The organism is Roseibium sp. 10G30-5, from assembly GCF_055809635.1.
In genome coordinates, this window is the sequence record NZ_CM147918.1 from 3660241 (window position 1) to 3676084 (window position 15844).

The window sequence follows — 15844 nt, forward strand, 5'->3', positions numbered from 1 at the left end:
GATGTCCGACAGGGATGCAAGGCCGACCGGCACCACAGTGAGCAGTGAGCAGGCCGAAAAGGCACGGCGTGGATTGATGCTTGTGTTGTCCTCGCCATCAGGCGCAGGCAAGTCGACCATCGCGCGTATGCTTCTGGAGCGGGAGGACAGTCTGGAATTGTCAATCTCGGTTACGACGCGAGAGCGCCGCGCGCAAGAGATCGACGGAACGCACTATCACTTCCTGACCAAGGACCAATTTGCAGAGCGTCGCGACACGGGCCAGCTGCTGGAATGGGCGGAGGTGCATGGCAATTATTATGCGACGCCGCGTGAGCCTGTCGAGGCGGCGCTGCAGCAGGGTCATGACGTGCTTTTCGACATCGACGTTCAGGGCACCTTCCAACTTTACGAGACAATGCGCTCCGATGTGGTGTCGGTTTTCATCCTGCCGCCGTCCATTATGGAGATGAAAGCGCGTATCAAGGGACGCCAGCAAGAGCCGGAAGAGGTGATTTTGCGTCGCATGAAAACCGCTGTTGGCGAAATGCGGCACTGGTCCAAATATGACTACGTCGTCGTCAATGATGACCTGCAAAAGGCCTATGACAGCGTGCGGTCGATTTTGAAGGCGGAGCGCCTGAAGCAATCACGCTCGCCCGCCGTGGCCCCGTTGATTGACGGCATGGTGCAGGATCTGGAAGACTATGTGAAAGACGTTGACGTGAGCTGAGCTTTCACGTGCGCCGACATTCTGCTGAAATTGAAAAGACGGCCACCGTGGAAACCCCGGTGGCCGTCTTTTCAAATCGCTGATCGAAACATTTGAACTTTGCCGCCATCGGCGATGGCGCCAACGTCGGATTGTGTCTCAACTCTTGATAAGATTGCTGTCAACAAGCTGGCTCAGTCTGACAAAGCCGTCGATGTCGATTTCTTCGGCACGAGATGTGGGAGCAATGCCTGCCTCTGTCAGAAGGCTCTCTACCGGCACGGAAAGGCTTCCCTGAAGCGTTTTCAGGCTGGCCCGAAGCATTTTGCGTCTCTGGCCAAACGCGGCCGCTGTCATCCGCTCAAGCGTCTTCAGAGTGCAAGGAGCCGGTGTGGGTCGGGGAGTCAGATGCACCACAGCCGAGGTGACTTTGGGCGGCGGCGTGAAAGCTTTTGGGTTGAGATCAAACAGGATGCCCGCTTGGGTGCGCCAGCCTGCCAGAACTGCCAGTCGGCCATAAGCCTTGGAGCGTGTGTCGGCGACGATCCGTTCGGCCACTTCTTTCTGGAACATCAGCGTCAGCGACGTCCAGAACGGCGGCCAGTCGGGCGTCGTGATCCAGTTCACCAGCAATTGTGTGCCCACGTTATAGGGCAGGTTGGCGATGATCTTGATCGGACCTTCTGCCGCGAGTGGGCGTGGATCGAAGCTGAGAGCGTCCCCGTCAATCACTTCCAGCCTGTTGTCGTGATAAGCGGCGATCTCAGCCAGGGCTGGAAGACAGCGAGTGTCTTTTTCAATTGCGACGACACGCTTTGCCCCGGCGGCCAGAAGTGCTCTGGTCAGGCCACCGGGACCAGGGCCGATTTCCAGTACGGTGCAATCGCTCAGATCACCGGCTGACCGGGCGATCCGTGATGTCAGGTTCAGGTCGAGCAGAAAGTTCTGGCCGAGCGACTTCTTGGCATCCAGCCCATGCGTCGCAATGACCTCCCGCAGGGGAGGCAGATCGTCGATCTGCGCCATGTTACAGGCTTCCTGATTTTGAGAGCAGCGCTGCCATGCGCAAAGCGGAGACGAAGCTGTCGGGTTTGGCAGTCCCCGTTCCGGCTATGCCATAGGCCGTGCCATGGTCGGGGGAGGTGCGCACAAACGGCAACCCCAGCGTAACATTGACGGCATCATCAAAGCCGATGGTCTTTGCTGGTGTGAGAACCTGATCATGATACATGCCGAGCGCGCAGTCATATGTCGCTCTGGCGCGCGGATGGAACATTGTGTCGGCCGGATGTGGCCCGCTGACCTCAATGCCTTCCGCCTTCAGCGCTGCAATGGCAGGGACCATGATGGTTTGTTCTTCGTGTCCCATGGAGCCGTTTTCACCGGCGTGCGGGTTGAGGCCACACAGGGCAATACGCGGGACAGTCAGGCCGAAACGGTCTTTCAGATCCCTGTAAACAATGCGAACGGTCTCGATCAGCAGATCGCTGGTCAGGGCCTTGGGAACGTCGCCCAAGGCAATGTGGATTGTAACCGGCACCACCATCAATTCCGGCCCGGCGATCATCATCACGGGACGACTGCCGAGTGCATCTGGCCAATGCTGTGCAGCAAGGGCTCCGAGAAATTCCGTGTGACCGGGATAGTCGAAGCCGACACTATAGAGTGCGGCTTTGTTGATCGGATTGGTCACCACGGCGGCGGCCCGTCCAGCCCTGACGTCTTCAACGCAGGCCTCAATGGATTGGATGACGCCGCGCGCCGCGCTCGCGCTTTCCACGCCCGGTGTATCGTCGCCCAGGGGCACATCCGTGGCGACGATTGGCAAACTGGTTTGGAAGATTGTTGTGGCGTCTTCCGGGTCAACAAGCTGAATGGGAACATCAAGCCCCAGTCGCTTGGCACGATGTGCCATGAAGCCCGGGTCGGTGCGCACATAAAAGGGCGGAACGTCCAAGACACCGCGCTGGTGCCAGGCAAGCAGCGTGATGTCAGGACCAATTCCTGCCGGCTCGCCGCAGGTCACCGCAAGCGGCTTGTGACGAGACGCCATGCTTGTCTTACTTCTCAACAATGATCGCATTCTGATGAAGCGTCCGCAGATACCGCTTGGAAAGCTGTTCGCCTTCCTTCTGGCGCAGTTCGTTTTTCATCTTCGACTGTGCAGCAACGTCGGATTTGAGCTCGCGCTTTGAGCAAACGGCAATAAGTTCATAGCCATTCGAGGATTTCTTTGGTGAAGTCAGATGACCTTCTGCGGTTTTTGCGATTTCGTCTTTCAAATCATCCGGAAGCTCTGTTTCAAGACGACGACCGATTGGCTTGACCACCACTTCCTTATATTTGTGCAGCGTTGCCTCGGATGCATCGCAGCCGTTGAACGAGGATCGCAGGCGATTGGCGATCGCATGACGCTGCGACCGATAGCCGTTGCTGGATTTCTCCGGCACCACGACGATGATACGCTCCAGATCATATTCTGTGCTCGTCTGCTTGTCGTCTTTCGGGTCCTTGCGCAAGGCCGCAATGACGTCGGAATCCGTAACATTTACCGTGGCGCGAAACCGCTGGTGCACAATTTCGGACCAGGCGAGTTGTGCTTTGAGGCGGTCCTTCAGCGTTTGAGGGTTGACGCCCCCATGACGCAGGGCTGCCGACAACTGGCTTGGCGACATATGCACGCGCTTGGCAATGCTGGCGAAAGCTCCGTCAACATTGCCTTGCGGCACCGAGACTCCGACGCGCTTGGCCTCGGCGAGCTTCAAGGTGTCGTCAATCAGCTCTTGGCGCGCCAGACGTTGCGCGACACTGGCTGCCTTGCGTTCCGTCATGCGGAGCAGGCGTGCGCGCTGCGAAATATCGTAGGATGTGATCGGTTGGCCATTCACGACCACTTCTATTGAGTTCGCTGCGAAGCTTGGAGCAGGTCCAGCCAAGGCAAAGAGCACCATAAGTGGGGCGAGAAAGGTAAGGCGTGGTGAAATCCTGATCATGCCGATGGTCCGGTATCCTGTCTATCGCAACGCGGGTAGGCGATATTTCGCACATACGCCTGAGAATATCAAAGTCTGAGAACAGTAAAGCAGGTCATTTGTTCGAAAAAATGGCCAATTTCAGGTTCTCTTTGGAAAAGCGGTGCGATGGTCAAGCCACGCGATGTCCGAAATGCCGATGACCATCAGACCGCGGTTTTAAGCAAGGCTATCTTTCTTGCAGAAATCCGCGATGCAGAGGGAACCGAAAGGTTTCGTAAATGTTAACAGTGCAACAAGTGGTCGTTCACTTGAGCCGGATGGTTGAGAACACACAAGCCAATACTGCGGATCAGGACAGTCCCCTTAAGCCGCAGGACCTGGATTTTTAATAATTGTTGCTGAAGTTGGTCGAGCCAAGCGTTCGCAGTCCGATACGCATGAAAATCGTGCGATTGACGTCTTCGGTATCATTATCGCTTCGGTCTTCGCCATAGGCCAGTGACACGGAGAAGCCTTCGTCGTCATATCCGATGCCGAACGCATTCTGCACGATGTCCGAGTTTTCGATGTCGTAGCGCAGTGAGCCAAAGACGCGCCAATTTTCCTGCAACCGCAGGCTGGCTGATGTCAGAACTTCCTGACGCGGGTCGTCGATACCGCGATCTGGCTGTGCGCCGAGATACGCATAGGCAAGCGATCCGACAACCGGCCCATAGGTCCCGGTGATCTGGGTCAAGACACGTTGTGGTGAGAAGTTCTCGTGATCGAAGCGTCCCTGTGCCCCAACGCGGATGCCATATTGGGTGTCAAGATAAAGGCTGCCGACGTAATCGGAGGCATTCGTCTCTAGCCCTGAATCGGCAGACGAGTTCAGAAGATCCGATTCCGCATAGGAATTGTCGCCCGTGATCTGGTAGGAGCGGCCGAGCAGGGCGCTCAGATAATAGCCGCGGTTCAACTGAAGCTTGTAGTTCAAGCCCAGATTGACGCGCGATCCGCCTTCCTCCCGATCAAAGCCCGTGAACTTGTCATAATCAAACAAGCTGGACGCGTCGAAGACAAGACTTTGCGAATCTTCATTGGGAAGATCGTTGATGTGCTGTTCATTCGGACGGAAGATAACCTGAGCCATTGGCTCGATGATCTGGTTGCCGCCACTGAATGTGGAGATGAACGGATAGCGATATTCAAGTCCAATGGCGGGCATTGCCTTGGCCACCATGGTCTGGTCTGTCAGAGCGGTGACGTTGTCGTCGGTCGAATCGACGAAATACAAGTCCCCGCGCACATAAGCAAAAGGCGTGAAGACTTGTCCGAGCGGGTCAATGAACGTGCGCCGCCATTGTCCTTTGACGCTGAAGCGAGAGAAGTTGCCCGCCGCACCACGGAACCGGTCAACGTCGGACCCCGCAGCCTGAAACGCGTCGGTCTGCGAGCGGGTGAGAGCTGTAAAGTTGCTCCGCAATGACACTTCGCCCCACAGAACAGGGTCCGCGAACACATGATTGTAGTCCACCGTGGCAACGTAGGGCTGCTTGTCCTGAAGGTTCTGACCAACCTTTGTAAAGGCCGCGCTCGGGTCATTGGTGCCGTCGGTGGTGTAGTCTTCTTGCGAAATCGAGAAGGCGTAGGCGTTGAATTCAAGCGAATTTCGATCCGTTGCGCCGCGCAGGTAGATGTTGTTCGTGGTGCTGGTATTGACGAATTTCACCATGTCGTAGTCATCGAAGAATTTTCGATCACTCTTGTAGGTGAGGTTCCAGCCGTAGTTCCAGATGTCTGTCAGCTTGAAGGCGCCTGTGGTCGAGATAGCACCCCGGAAATGGCGATCGCCACTGTAGCCCTCGAACACGTCCGGATCGCTCTGCGATATGGCCGCACCTGAAATTGTGTACTGGCCATTCGACAAGCGCTGACGGAATGTCACATCCCCGAGCACGCCCTGCTTGGAAAGTGGCGTGATACGCGTGGTCACATCGTAGCTTGGATTGAGCGCCCAGTAGTAGGGAATGGTTGCACCGACGCCGAGCTGATCCGACATGGTGAAACTGGGGATGAGGAAGCCGGACTTGCGTTTGACCGATGGATCAAGCACGGAGAAAAACGGCAGGTAGGCAATCGGCTTGCCGTAAAACTCAAACGATGCATTGTCGAAATGGATCGTATGCGTCTTGTTGTTGTGAATGATCTTCTGCGCGCGGACCCGCCACAGCGGTGGCTTTGTCGGCGAATAGGGCCGGCTGGTGTAAACGGAGTAGATGCCGTTTTCCATCGTCGTCGTCGTTCCGTTTTCGCGCGATGCTTTTGCGGCGATGAAACGGGTGCGATCCGGCGTGTCGAGCTGAATGGTGTTGGCGAAGCCATTGGCCAGATCTTCGGAGAGCTGCAACTCGCGCGAGCGAACGATATTGCCGTCTGCATCGACGAGAATAACATTGCCCTTGGCCATCAGGGTCTTCTTGCCACGATTGTAGATCAGGCGATCCGCATCAACGGTGACATTCTGATAATAGACCTGCACATGACCATTGGCGACGATCACGTCATGATCGAAGTCATAGGTCAGTTGGGTGGCTTCCAGAAGCATCTGGGAGGTTTTTTTCTGCCCGTCCTTTGCCGCACCGACATGCCCCGGCAGGCTTTGCGCCAAGGCAGGCAGACCAGATGCGCTCACCAGAGCAAGTGTCGAGGCCGACAGGCACAAAGCAACAGAAAGGCTGCGGACTGTCTTATTCAGACGGTCCGTCGCATTTCCACAATTGTTCTGTGGCCTCGTGAAAAAGCAACTGGTCACGCGGTCTTCACCCATCTTCTTGACCCAGGAGGATCGTAAGCCCCATCAAAACCCCAAAAACGCCGGGCGCCCAAGCCGCAAAAACGGGCGGAACAATTCCCGCGCCCCCGAAATCTTTTGCGAGTTCCGATAGAACGTAAAGCACGAACCCGGCAAGGATTCCACCCAGAATCAATCTTCCGAGTCCTCCAAACCTTGAAACTTTTAGCGAAACGGCAGCAGCAATCAAAACCATTGCAGCCAAAAGCAGGGGGCGCGCCAACAAACTTTGGTACTGAAGATCGTATCTATAGGCCGGAAGTCCTGCGTTTTCAGCGAGTTTTATGAACTCTGGCAACTCCCAGAACGAAATCGTTTCGGGGGAGCCGATGCTCTCGCGGACTTCGGTGGATGTCAGATACGTACTCAGTTCATAATTGGTGTAATGCTGTGGATCGCTGGCTGTTGTGTAGACTGTCGCGTCCTTCAGATACCAAACCTTGATTCCCAGATCCGCTTCCTTGGCCTGAATGCGTTCCTGAAACTGGCCCTTTTTGTTGAACGTAAAAATGGTCACATCAAGCAGCTCGGTACCGCCGTTCAACAGCTTCTGAGCCAGAATGACGGATTCTCCGTCCAGGCCGTCTTGTCGGATCCAGACCTGATTGGTGGTTTGGATCAGCATGCTTTGTTTGGTCTTGAACAGCCCCGCAGAGAGCACTTCCGACTTGTGGTCAAGCCACACCGCAACCGGATTGTAGACGAGGATCGAGAAGATCCCCAGGCTGAGGCCAACGACAACGGCAGGCATGGCAAACTGCCAAACAGAAATCCCGGCAGCGCGTGTGATGACCAACTCATTGCCCCGACTAAGGGTGACAAATGCTGCAATCGAGCCGAAGAGTACCGCAAACGGAATGATCTGTTGCAGGATCAGCGGCACCCGGAACAGCGAGATCAGACTGACACGCAGGACAGACACGCCAGCGTCGTCGCTTGAGCGGCGTAAAAGTTCCAGCACATCGAACAACAGCACAAGCGTGGCTGCGAGCAGAAAAATACCGAGGATTGCCTTCAGAAAACGGGCAGAGAAATAAACGGTGAGGGTGCGTCCCAGAACCATGATCAGGAAATCCCTCCGGCTTCGCTGTGCCGCGTCAGCCGTGTATAAAGGCGCGTGATCCCACTGACGATGCTGACCAGCCACTGCGGGGCCGTGGGGCGCTTGTTTCGGATACAGGCCCAGCTTCCCAGTAGAACTCCGAGCAACGGAACGAGATAGACCAAAAAGGTCATGGAGGCGGCGCCAGTGGCCACAGCTTTGGCACCAAAGCCCGCGATGCGAATAATCATGCAGGCAGCAACGGCAAAGGTCACCGCGCCATTGCGGTTCTGCCTGGTCGAACTGACACGCCCCAGAAGCGCAAAGATGATCAGAGCGAAACTGAGATTGTACAGCGGCTCGGAGAAACGCTCATGCAGTTCGATTCGCACCTTGTCCGGATGTTGTTTGACATAAGGATCACTGCTGTCGGGTGACAGCAGATTGAGCGTCGAGCGTTCGCTTGCCTTGTAGGTTGGGGTCACATTCTGTGGCACCAGACTGGACAGATCAAACGCATACGACTTGAAGCGCACGATGGACATGTCATCGCCAACGCCCTTGGGGCGGCGCTGAATGGTTCCGTTTTGCATCACCAGCAGTGTTTTGCCCTTGGCGTCGATGATGTGGCCGGTTTCAGCCGTGTAGGTGAAGATCGTGTTCGGATCGCGCGTGTCATACAGCAGTAGACCGTCAAGCGACCCTTTGCCCGATCTGTTGCGGATATGGAAGGTCAGGCCCTAGTCAACTTCGATGAAACGTCCCGGCTTGACAATATTGGCGATCAGGTCGGCGCGCACACGGGTGATCTCGTCGCGCATCTGGGCGCGCCCGAGAGGCGAGACGTAAATCGACATGAAGGCTGCAAAAATCGTCACAACCACGGCAAACAGCAGCACCGGTTTGAGCACCAGAAACCGCGATCCACCGGTGGCATTGATAACGATCAACTCGCTGTCAGCAGCCATGGCGTTCAAGATGATGATCAATGCAATCATCAGCGCAAACGGGGCAACGATCACCACCAGATAGGGGACGGCCATCAGGGTGATGCCGAAGAACTGCAAGATCGTCTGCCCCTTGGAGGTGACAAGATCAAGCTGCTGTAGGGCTTGGGTTGCCCAGACTACGCCTGTCATGGCCAGAAGGGTCATGAAGAACGCCTGGACGATGCGTTGGAGGATATATCGTTCGAGTGTCTTCATGAGAAAGCTGGACGAAGCGCTCTTTCCATCGTTTGCAAATCACTGTTCCCAATAGCATGCATTTTGGTGAACAGCGCATCAAGAAACAGCGTTAACGAGTGTTTATTTCTGTCCGACTTGCCCCCGGCTTTTGATCGGTCCATCATGACCGTTCACGCATATGGGCAGTTTCGGGGCGTTTTCTGCGGTATATACCGAGGCTGCCAATCTTCAAGCTTATTGTTAAAAATCAGGAACATCATGAGCACAGTGACAAAAGTGTCGTTTGCCGATCTTGCTGCACCGGACACCGGTGTTGTGGTTCTTTTGGCCGGGGAAGGGCTGAGCCTTGGAAATGTGTCGGCCTCGCTTGTGGACGGACTTGAAGGTGGGTTGAAGGCGTTCGCCGATGTTGCTGGCTTTTCCGGCAAGAGCGGTACAGATCTCGATCTGATCGCCCCGGCAGGCGTTTCTGCCAAGCGCGTGATTGTGCTTGGACTGGGAAAGGTCGACGATCTCAGTGAGACAGATATTGTGAACCTGGGTGGAAAAATCCAGGGCAAATTGTCAGCCTTGAAGATTACGGAGGCAACCTGCCTGCTTGAGCCTGTTGGCGCATTGGCGTTTGATGCTGCTGCGCAGGCCTCCGTTGCCATGGGGGCAAAGTTGCGCTCGCACAGCTTTACCACCTATAAGAGCCGCAAGGCGGATGATGACCAGAGTGACAAGGGCGTTTCTCTGACCCTCTCCGTTGGTGACCCGAAAGCGGCTCAAACCGCATGGGACGCTCTTGAAGGGGTGGCTGATGGTGTGCTTCTGGCGCGCGATCTCGTCAACGAGCCAGCCAATATGCTCGGCCCGATCGAATTTGCCGAAAAGGCGCGTGCGCTGGAGGCTTTGGGCGTCGAGGTGGAGATCCTTGGACAGGAAGAGCTTGAAGATCTCAAGATGTACTCGCTGCTGTCGGTGTCGCAAGGCTCGCGTCGTCCGCCACGCCTGGCGATCATGCGCTGGAATGGTGGCAAAGACGGCGAGGCTCCCGTGGCTTTCGTCGGCAAGGGGGTGGTTTTCGACACCGGCGGCATTTCCATCAAGCCTGCTGGCGGCATGGAAGATATGAAGGGTGACATGGGCGGCGCAGCCGCAGTCACCGGCCTGATGCATGCGGTGGCTGCGCGCAAGGCGAAAGCCAATGTCGTCGGCGTCATCGGCATTGTCGAGAATATGCCAGATGGCAATGCCATGCGCCCGGGCGACATTGTTCGCGCCATGTCGGGCACAACCATTGAAATCCTCAACACGGATGCAGAAGGCCGCCTCGTTCTGGCGGATGCGATCTGGTACACGCAGGAGCGTTTCAAGCCAGCCTTCGTGATTGATCTGGCAACATTGACAGGCGCGGTTCTGGTTGCCCTTGGTCACGTCAATTGCGGCCTGTTTTCCAATAATGACGATCTGTCGGCACAGCTCACTGCAGCCGGTCTGGCAAGTGGTGAGCCTGTGTGGCGCCTGCCGGTCTCCAAGGACTATGACAAGCTGATTGATACCCCGAATGCCGATGTGAAGAACACGGGTGGCCGCATGGCTGGCTCCATTACGGCAGCTCAGTTTATTCAGCGTTTCGTCAAGGACGGCACGGTTTGGGCACATCTTGACATTGCCGGTATGGCCTTTGGCGGGCCGAAGACGGACATCGCACAGGGGTGGGCCAGTGGCTATGGCGTACGTCTTCTGGACCGGTTGATTGCCGACAATTATGAAGGCTGATTGCTGAGGTCCGGTTCACGAGCAACAAGCCAAAAAAAGACCCCGGCCAAATGGACCGGGGTCTTTCATCAAACTGTGAAAATGGTGCGGACCTATTCGATCAGCAGGCCTTGTAAGCCTGACACGCTGTGGCCTGTTCTGGAATAACCAGACCAACGCCAGCTGTTATCCCAGCCAAGGCAAAGACAAGAGCGAAAAACACCATAATCCGAGCAACCATGTAAAAACCCCCGACACAACCAGTGTCCCCGGTTCCTCAAGAACCAGCCAGACAAAGCACCACGACCCCAGATCGAAATTGATAATTGATGCGTATTTTTGAAGTGTTAATGCTACGAAGATGTGACCATGTCCATTGACAATATGTCTTGTCTCGCTTCAACACTGGAGACTGTGGCAGGCCTGCATCACGCGCCCCTGCAAGGAGAGTGCTCCCGACACTTTCCAGCGCTTGGCAATCGGAGACCATAAGCAACCGTCATGGCCGTTGAAGTTCTGTTTTATCATCTGACTCGTCAACCACTTGAGGTCGCTCTGCCGAGCCTGTTGGGCAAGTGTCTGCAACGTGACTGGACCGTCACCGTGCAAAGCGGCTCTGTCGAGCACTGCCAAACGCTGGATGGGCAATTGTGGACATTTTCGGCTGATAGCTTTTTGCCTCACGGCACCAAGGAAGATGGTTATGCCGAACATCAGCCGATTTATCTCACAGCAGACGGCGATAACCCCAATGGGGCGACGGTCCGGTTTCTGGTCGACCGTGCCCGCCCGGAAGCGCTTGAGGCCTATGAACGCGTCGTCTTCATGTTTGATGGCAATGATGACGAAGCCGTCAGCGATGCTCGCCAACACTGGAAAATGGTGAAGGCGATGCAGGGCGCGGAACTGACTTATTGGCAGCAATCCGAACAGGGCGGCTGGGTTCGCAAAGCGTAAGTCAAATCTTGAATCGGATCCGGTGGCGTATTGCTTGTCAGGCTCTGAAAGTACCTTGTTTTTTTCTATTTGTTGCCAAATATTTTTGTGCTAGCCAATCGGCGCGCAGTATTGAGAATTTTATCTATTTTCGGAAGGAATTTTGATGACGACGACCGAGGTCCCATCAGGTGAACAGATCCCGGCCTTTGACGCGGTCCATTGCAGTACCTGCGGTAAAGCGATGGCGCGTCTGGCACCAACATGCCCCAAGTGTGGCGCACCGAATGCCCTCGCAGAGCCGGTTGTCTCGCACAAGTCGATGGTGGCCGCTGCACTGCTGTGTTTCTTCCTCGGATCGCTCGGCGTTCACCGTTTCTACGTCGGCAAGATTGGCACCGGCATCCTGATGTTGCTCACGCTTGGTTTTTTTGGCATTTGGACGATCATTGATCTGGTCATGATCATTGTCGGGTCCTTCAAGGATGGTCGTGGCTTGCCGCTGAAGCGATGACAGACGCGTCTGGTGCTGTCAGGTCTTCTGGCTGGAGCTTTTGCGTCCACTGCGGTCAGAAAATCGCCTTTACCGCTTCCGCTTGCCCACAATGCGGAGGGCCTCAGCCGGGGCGCTCCGGTGCGAGGCAGCAAGCTGATGTCAGCGATAAGAAATATGAGGTCGCGGTGGCGCTATGCGGCGTCTTCGGCGTTATGGGCCTCCATCATTTCTATCTTGGCAATATCCTGCATGGCTTGATCGATCTTGGCCTTTTCGTGGGCTGGCTCGCTTGTCTGATTGCTTCGGCGATGCCGGGAAATGAAATCTATGCGACCGGGTTCATAGGGCTTCTGCTGGTGGATGTGGCTCATACGATTGTTGTCTTTATCCGCTTGATTTGCGGGATTGAAAAGGATGGCTCAGGGCGGGTCGTCGCTATCCCCTCAATGCGCTGAAGGCAGATGAAAAGAGATCATATCAAATAGACAAGGTGGACGAGGTCCTTGAGCCTCGTCCACCTTGTTGGGAGCTACACTTAGCTGCTCGCAGCTTCGAATTGGGCGGAAAGCTCCAGCCAGTTTTCTTCGGTCGATGCCAGTTTCTTCTCGCAGAAGGCACGTTCCTTGGCGAACTTGGTGGCGCGCTCGGTCTCCTGCGTGAAAAACTCGGGATCTGAGAGGGCCTGGTCAAGACGCTTGATCTTGTCCTGTAACCGCTTCATCTCCGTTTCGGCCTCGTCGATTTTCTTCTTCAACGGTTTGAGCTGGGTGCGGCGCTCGGCAGCCTGGCTGGCGACGTTCCTGCGTCGATGCCTTTTCAGCCGCTTCCGCTTCTGCCTGAACCCGCTTTTGCCGGTCACGCTCGGCGGCTTCCGGCCCTTGCAGGATCAGACGCTTGTAGTCTTCCATATCACCGTCATAGGTGCCGACCGTGCCGTTGGACACCAGCCAAAGCTGTTCGGCGCAGGCCTCGACCAGGTGTGGCGGTCATGGCTGATCAGCACCACAGCGCCCTGGAAATCGTTCAAGGCATGAACGAGCGCTTCACGGCTGTCGATGTCCAGATGGTTGGTCGGCTCATCGAGGATCAGAAGGTTGGGTCCGTCGAACGTCACCAGTCCAAGCAGCAGGCGAGCTTTTTCGCCCCCCGAGAGATCGCGGGCAGGGGTGTCCATCCGGTCTGTCGGCAGGCCGAATTTGGCTACGCGGCCCCGCACCCTTGCTTCGGGCTGGTTCGGCATCAGCGAGCGTACATGCGCGACGGCACTTTCCGCCGGGCGCAATTCGTCGAGCTGGTGCTGGGCAAAGAAAGCGATCTTCAGCTTTGACGCCTTGACGATTTCGCCCCCCATCGCCCCAAGACGATCTGAGATCAACTTGGCGAAGGTCGACTTGCCGTTGCCATTGGCACCCAGAAGCGCGATGCGGTCATCAGTGTCGATGTTCAGCGTCAGATTGCGCAGGATGGTGGTGTCGCCGTAGCCGGTCGACACGCCCTCCATCTTGATGATCGGTGGCGCAAGACGGCCCTCGGGATTGGGGAAATGCAGCGGCCGCGAGCTTTCTTCGGTCAGGGCTGCAATCGGCTCCATCTTTTCAAGGATCTTGAGACGTGCCTGAGCCTGACGGGCCTTGGACGCCTTGTAGCGGAAGCGATCGACAAAGGATTGCAGGTGCTTGCGCTGGTCGTCCTGCTTTTCCTTGGCTTTTTGCTGCAACATCATGGTCTCGCGACGCTGCCGGTCAAAACTGTCATAGCCACCGCGATAGAAGGTCAGTTTGCCCTGTTCCAGATGCACGATCGAATCGACGGCCTTGTTCAAAAGGTCCCGGTCATGCGAAATCAGCAGCACCTGATGCGGATAGCGCGCAACGTAGTTTTCCAGCCACAAGGTGCCTTCGAGATCGAGGTAGTTGGTCGGCTCGTCGAGGAGCAGCAGGTCCGGTTCGGAAAACAGCACCGCAGCCAGCGCGACGCGCATCCGCCACCCGCCCGAGAAGGCAGAGCAGGGGCGCTGTTGCGCTTCGGTGTCAAAGCCGAGACCAGACAGGATCGCGCCGGCACGCGCTTCTGCGGTGTGGCTGTCGATGTCGGCGAGACGGGTGTGAATATCGGCGATGCGCGTTGGGTCTGTGGCGGTCTCTGCTTCGTGTAACAGAGCGGCTCGCTCGGTGTCGGCGGCCAAAACCACTTCCATCAACGTCTGTTCGCTGCCCGGTGCTTCCTGAGCCACCTGGCCGATGCGGGTGCTCTTCGGCATCTGAATACCGCCGGTCTCGGAAGCGAGATCACCTGTAATCAGTTTGAAGAGGGTTGATTTGCCCGCGCCATTGCGGCCGACAAGGCCGGTCTTCATGCGTGCGGGGAGGGTGACACTGGCCTTCTCGATGAGAAGCCGGTCGCCAATGCGATAGGTAAGGTCAGATATCTGCAACATGGCGCGAAGTTGTGGCGCAAGCTTTGATGCCGCGCAAGCCTTAAGGCGGTGTGCAGGGAAAAAGCTTGCGGGTGGTTGTTGGTGAAGCGTGTTTCGGCTCAATCGACCGGTTTCAGGTTCTTCATATACAGGTTGGCGTAGTCTTTCAGCGCCTCCTGACAGAAGACCACTTCATGATGGGCCGCATCAAAATAGGACGCCCGCACATTCGAGCCACAGGCGGTGTCATGCAAGGCAAGGCCCACTGGCAGTTTGTACTGAGCCTGCAGATCACCAGCGACCTGTTCCATGATCTGGCTCTTCTTGAGGAAATAAGCCAATGCCGCCAGATCGTCGGGGGCCGGGTCGTGGCGAACCATAACGTTCAGACCGGCCTCTGCATTGACATCGGTGTCCAGACCTGCAGGCGTGTCCAGTTGGGTCGTTGCAGCCGTCTGGCCGGTGCTGGCATTAGTTGGCGAAGGCTGGCCCGGGCGCGTGCTTGCCGAATGCACTTGCGTGTCGTCCGCGTTCATGTCCATGCCCAGGTTTTCGGGTTGCAAGTGACCGGCAAAGGTCTTGTTCCAAAGCTTCAGTGTGCTTTTGTAGGTCGTGGCGCAACGGGAAATCTGCTTGCGTCCGAACCCGAGATCCTTGGCGAGCGGGCCATAGGTGGCGGGCGATGCGCCGGCCATTACACAAAGCACTGCGTTGGCCGTTTGCGTGCGGTCGTGGCGCGTGCGTTTTTGCGCGGCGGTTGCTGTCTTTTGAGCGCTCTGGCCGTTGTCCAGAAAGAGGCCGATGATCGCATTGGTCATCATGACTTGCTGATCAGGGATCTGGTCCGCAAGCATCATGACCGCCGTCAAGCGGTCTTTCAACGGTGGTGTCAGCTTCGCAGCGTGGGCCGGGAATTCATTCAAGAGCATGTCTGTGGCGGCCTGATGCAGAGCGAACAGCACATTGGCGCCGACAAAGACATAGAGATCCATGCGTTGATCGTCGGGCAGGCCGGCGATCTGTGCGTCGAGATCCGCCTCTTCGTTAGAGGATGCGTCAGGGTCGTCCGGGGTCAGGCTGTAATCCTGCAAAGACTGCGGATCAAACGCTGCAGGCCGCAGCGAGATGCCAACGTTGGGAGCAAGGGCCATGGCGGAGGTGTCAAGCGACAGCGACAGCCCGGCAACACCGGCGGAAAGAAGAAGAAAGGACAGAGCAGCCTTGAGGCTGCGGCGCGCCGTGATCATGTCGTATGCCTTCTGCAAGGTCGTCCGGCGCGTTTGACCATCGGGATCGACCAGTTTGCAGGTTCGCTTTTGGCCGCAGATGATCTTCCGTGAAAGACCAGCGGTCATGGATTTCGTCTCAAGCCCCTTGCTTTCATGATTAGATTGAAACGGAAAACTTCGCAAACAACAATATTGCGAGCGACATGCTTATACCCGGCACAGATGAGGAGCGAAACGGACTGTGCAGAGCCGGGCACGGTGGTGGTTTCAGGACGGGTTTCCCTTGCACATCTGCA

Annotated in this window: 11 protein-coding genes and 2 pseudogenes; 5 read left to right on the forward strand and 8 right to left on the reverse strand. The window is 56.4% G+C overall.

Going from position 1 to position 15844, the window contains the following annotated elements:
- The first annotated feature begins 1 nt into the window (after position 1).
- On the forward strand, positions 2-712 hold the full coding sequence (gene gmk / locus AC0L7U_RS18470) for a guanylate kinase (protein ID WP_473695908.1): 711 nt from the start codon (positions 2-4) through the stop codon (positions 710-712).
- Between the two features lie 138 nt (positions 713-850).
- Here gmk and rsmA read toward each other — a convergent pair whose 3' ends face one another.
- The 6 genes and pseudogenes from rsmA to lptF all read right to left on the reverse strand — a co-directional run bounded on the left by rsmA (position 851) and on the right by lptF (position 8746).
- Positions 851-1717 carry a 16S rRNA (adenine(1518)-N(6)/adenine(1519)-N(6))-dimethyltransferase RsmA gene (rsmA, locus tag AC0L7U_RS18475; RefSeq protein ID WP_473692735.1) on the reverse strand — a complete coding sequence of 289 codons (867 nt, stop codon included), beginning with the start codon at positions 1715-1717 and terminating at the stop codon, positions 851-853.
- A gap of 1 nt (position 1718) precedes the next feature.
- On the reverse strand, positions 1719-2744 hold the full coding sequence (pdxA, locus tag AC0L7U_RS18480) for a 4-hydroxythreonine-4-phosphate dehydrogenase PdxA (protein WP_473692736.1): 1026 nt from the start codon (positions 2742-2744) through the stop codon (positions 1719-1721).
- 7 nt (positions 2745-2751) lie between these two features.
- Positions 2752-3684: a SurA N-terminal domain-containing protein gene (locus AC0L7U_RS18485; RefSeq protein WP_473692737.1), complete on the reverse strand. Its 933-nt coding sequence runs from the start codon at positions 3682-3684 to the stop codon at positions 2752-2754.
- Between the two features lie 367 nt (positions 3685-4051).
- Positions 4052-6340: an LPS-assembly protein LptD gene (locus tag AC0L7U_RS18490; protein ID WP_473692738.1), complete on the reverse strand. Its 2289-nt coding sequence runs from the start codon at positions 6338-6340 to the stop codon at positions 4052-4054.
- 127 nt (positions 6341-6467) lie between these two features.
- Entirely contained in the window at positions 6468-7562 is a 1095-nt protein-coding gene (gene lptG / locus AC0L7U_RS18495) for an LPS export ABC transporter permease LptG (protein WP_473692739.1), read from the reverse strand.
- Positions 7563-7564: 2 nt separating this feature from the next.
- Positions 7565-8746, reverse strand: a pseudogene (gene lptF / locus AC0L7U_RS18500) (LPS export ABC transporter permease LptF).
- A gap of 240 nt (positions 8747-8986) precedes the next feature.
- Here lptF and AC0L7U_RS18505 point away from each other — a divergent pair.
- From AC0L7U_RS18505 to AC0L7U_RS18520, 4 genes are all read left to right on the forward strand, one after another.
- A complete protein-coding gene (locus AC0L7U_RS18505) occupies positions 8987-10492 on the forward strand; it encodes a leucyl aminopeptidase (protein ID WP_473692740.1) in 1506 nt (501 codons plus the stop codon).
- A 480-nt stretch (positions 10493-10972) separates the two neighbouring features.
- A complete protein-coding gene (locus tag AC0L7U_RS18510) occupies positions 10973-11428 on the forward strand; it encodes a DNA polymerase III subunit chi (RefSeq protein ID WP_473692741.1) in 456 nt (151 codons plus the stop codon).
- Positions 11429-11573: 145 nt separating this feature from the next.
- Positions 11574-11921 (forward strand): TM2 domain-containing protein, encoded by a 348-nt coding sequence (locus AC0L7U_RS18515; protein WP_473692742.1) that lies wholly within the window; start codon positions 11574-11576, stop codon positions 11919-11921.
- A gap of 167 nt (positions 11922-12088) precedes the next feature.
- Complete coding sequence (locus AC0L7U_RS18520) at positions 12089-12358, forward strand: TM2 domain-containing protein (RefSeq protein WP_473692744.1); 270 nt, start codon at positions 12089-12091, stop codon at positions 12356-12358.
- Between the two features lie 80 nt (positions 12359-12438).
- Here AC0L7U_RS18520 and AC0L7U_RS18525 read toward each other — a convergent pair.
- Together AC0L7U_RS18525 and AC0L7U_RS18530 are read right to left on the reverse strand one after the other, a co-directional pair.
- A pseudogene (locus AC0L7U_RS18525) lies at positions 12439-14340 on the reverse strand (ABC-F family ATP-binding cassette domain-containing protein).
- A 98-nt stretch (positions 14341-14438) separates the two neighbouring features.
- Positions 14439-15674 (reverse strand): hypothetical protein, encoded by a 1236-nt coding sequence (locus AC0L7U_RS18530; protein ID WP_473692745.1) that lies wholly within the window; start codon positions 15672-15674, stop codon positions 14439-14441.
- Positions 15675-15844 lie beyond the last annotated feature (170 nt).

Excerpts from the sequence above, each read along its gene's own strand:
- AC0L7U_RS18510 (WP_473692741.1), top strand. The coding sequence starts at position 10,973 with ATGGCCGTTGAAGTTCTGTTTTATCATCTGACTCGTCAACCACTTGAG.
- rsmA (WP_473692735.1), bottom strand. The coding sequence starts at position 1,717 with ATGGCGCAGATCGACGATCTGCCTCCCCTGCGGGAGGTCATTGCGACG.
- gmk (WP_473695908.1), top strand. The coding sequence starts at position 2 with ATGTCCGACAGGGATGCAAGGCCGACCGGCACCACAGTGAGCAGTGAG.
- AC0L7U_RS18505 (WP_473692740.1), top strand. The coding sequence starts at position 8,987 with ATGAGCACAGTGACAAAAGTGTCGTTTGCCGATCTTGCTGCACCGGAC.
- pdxA (WP_473692736.1), bottom strand. The coding sequence starts at position 2,744 with ATGGCGTCTCGTCACAAGCCGCTTGCGGTGACCTGCGGCGAGCCGGCA.
- AC0L7U_RS18515 (WP_473692742.1), top strand. The coding sequence starts at position 11,574 with ATGACGACGACCGAGGTCCCATCAGGTGAACAGATCCCGGCCTTTGAC.
- AC0L7U_RS18485 (WP_473692737.1), bottom strand. The coding sequence starts at position 3,684 with ATGATCAGGATTTCACCACGCCTTACCTTTCTCGCCCCACTTATGGTG.
- lptG (WP_473692739.1), bottom strand. The coding sequence starts at position 7,562 with ATGGTTCTGGGACGCACCCTCACCGTTTATTTCTCTGCCCGTTTTCTG.
- AC0L7U_RS18530 (WP_473692745.1), bottom strand. The coding sequence starts at position 15,674 with ATGACCGCTGGTCTTTCACGGAAGATCATCTGCGGCCAAAAGCGAACC.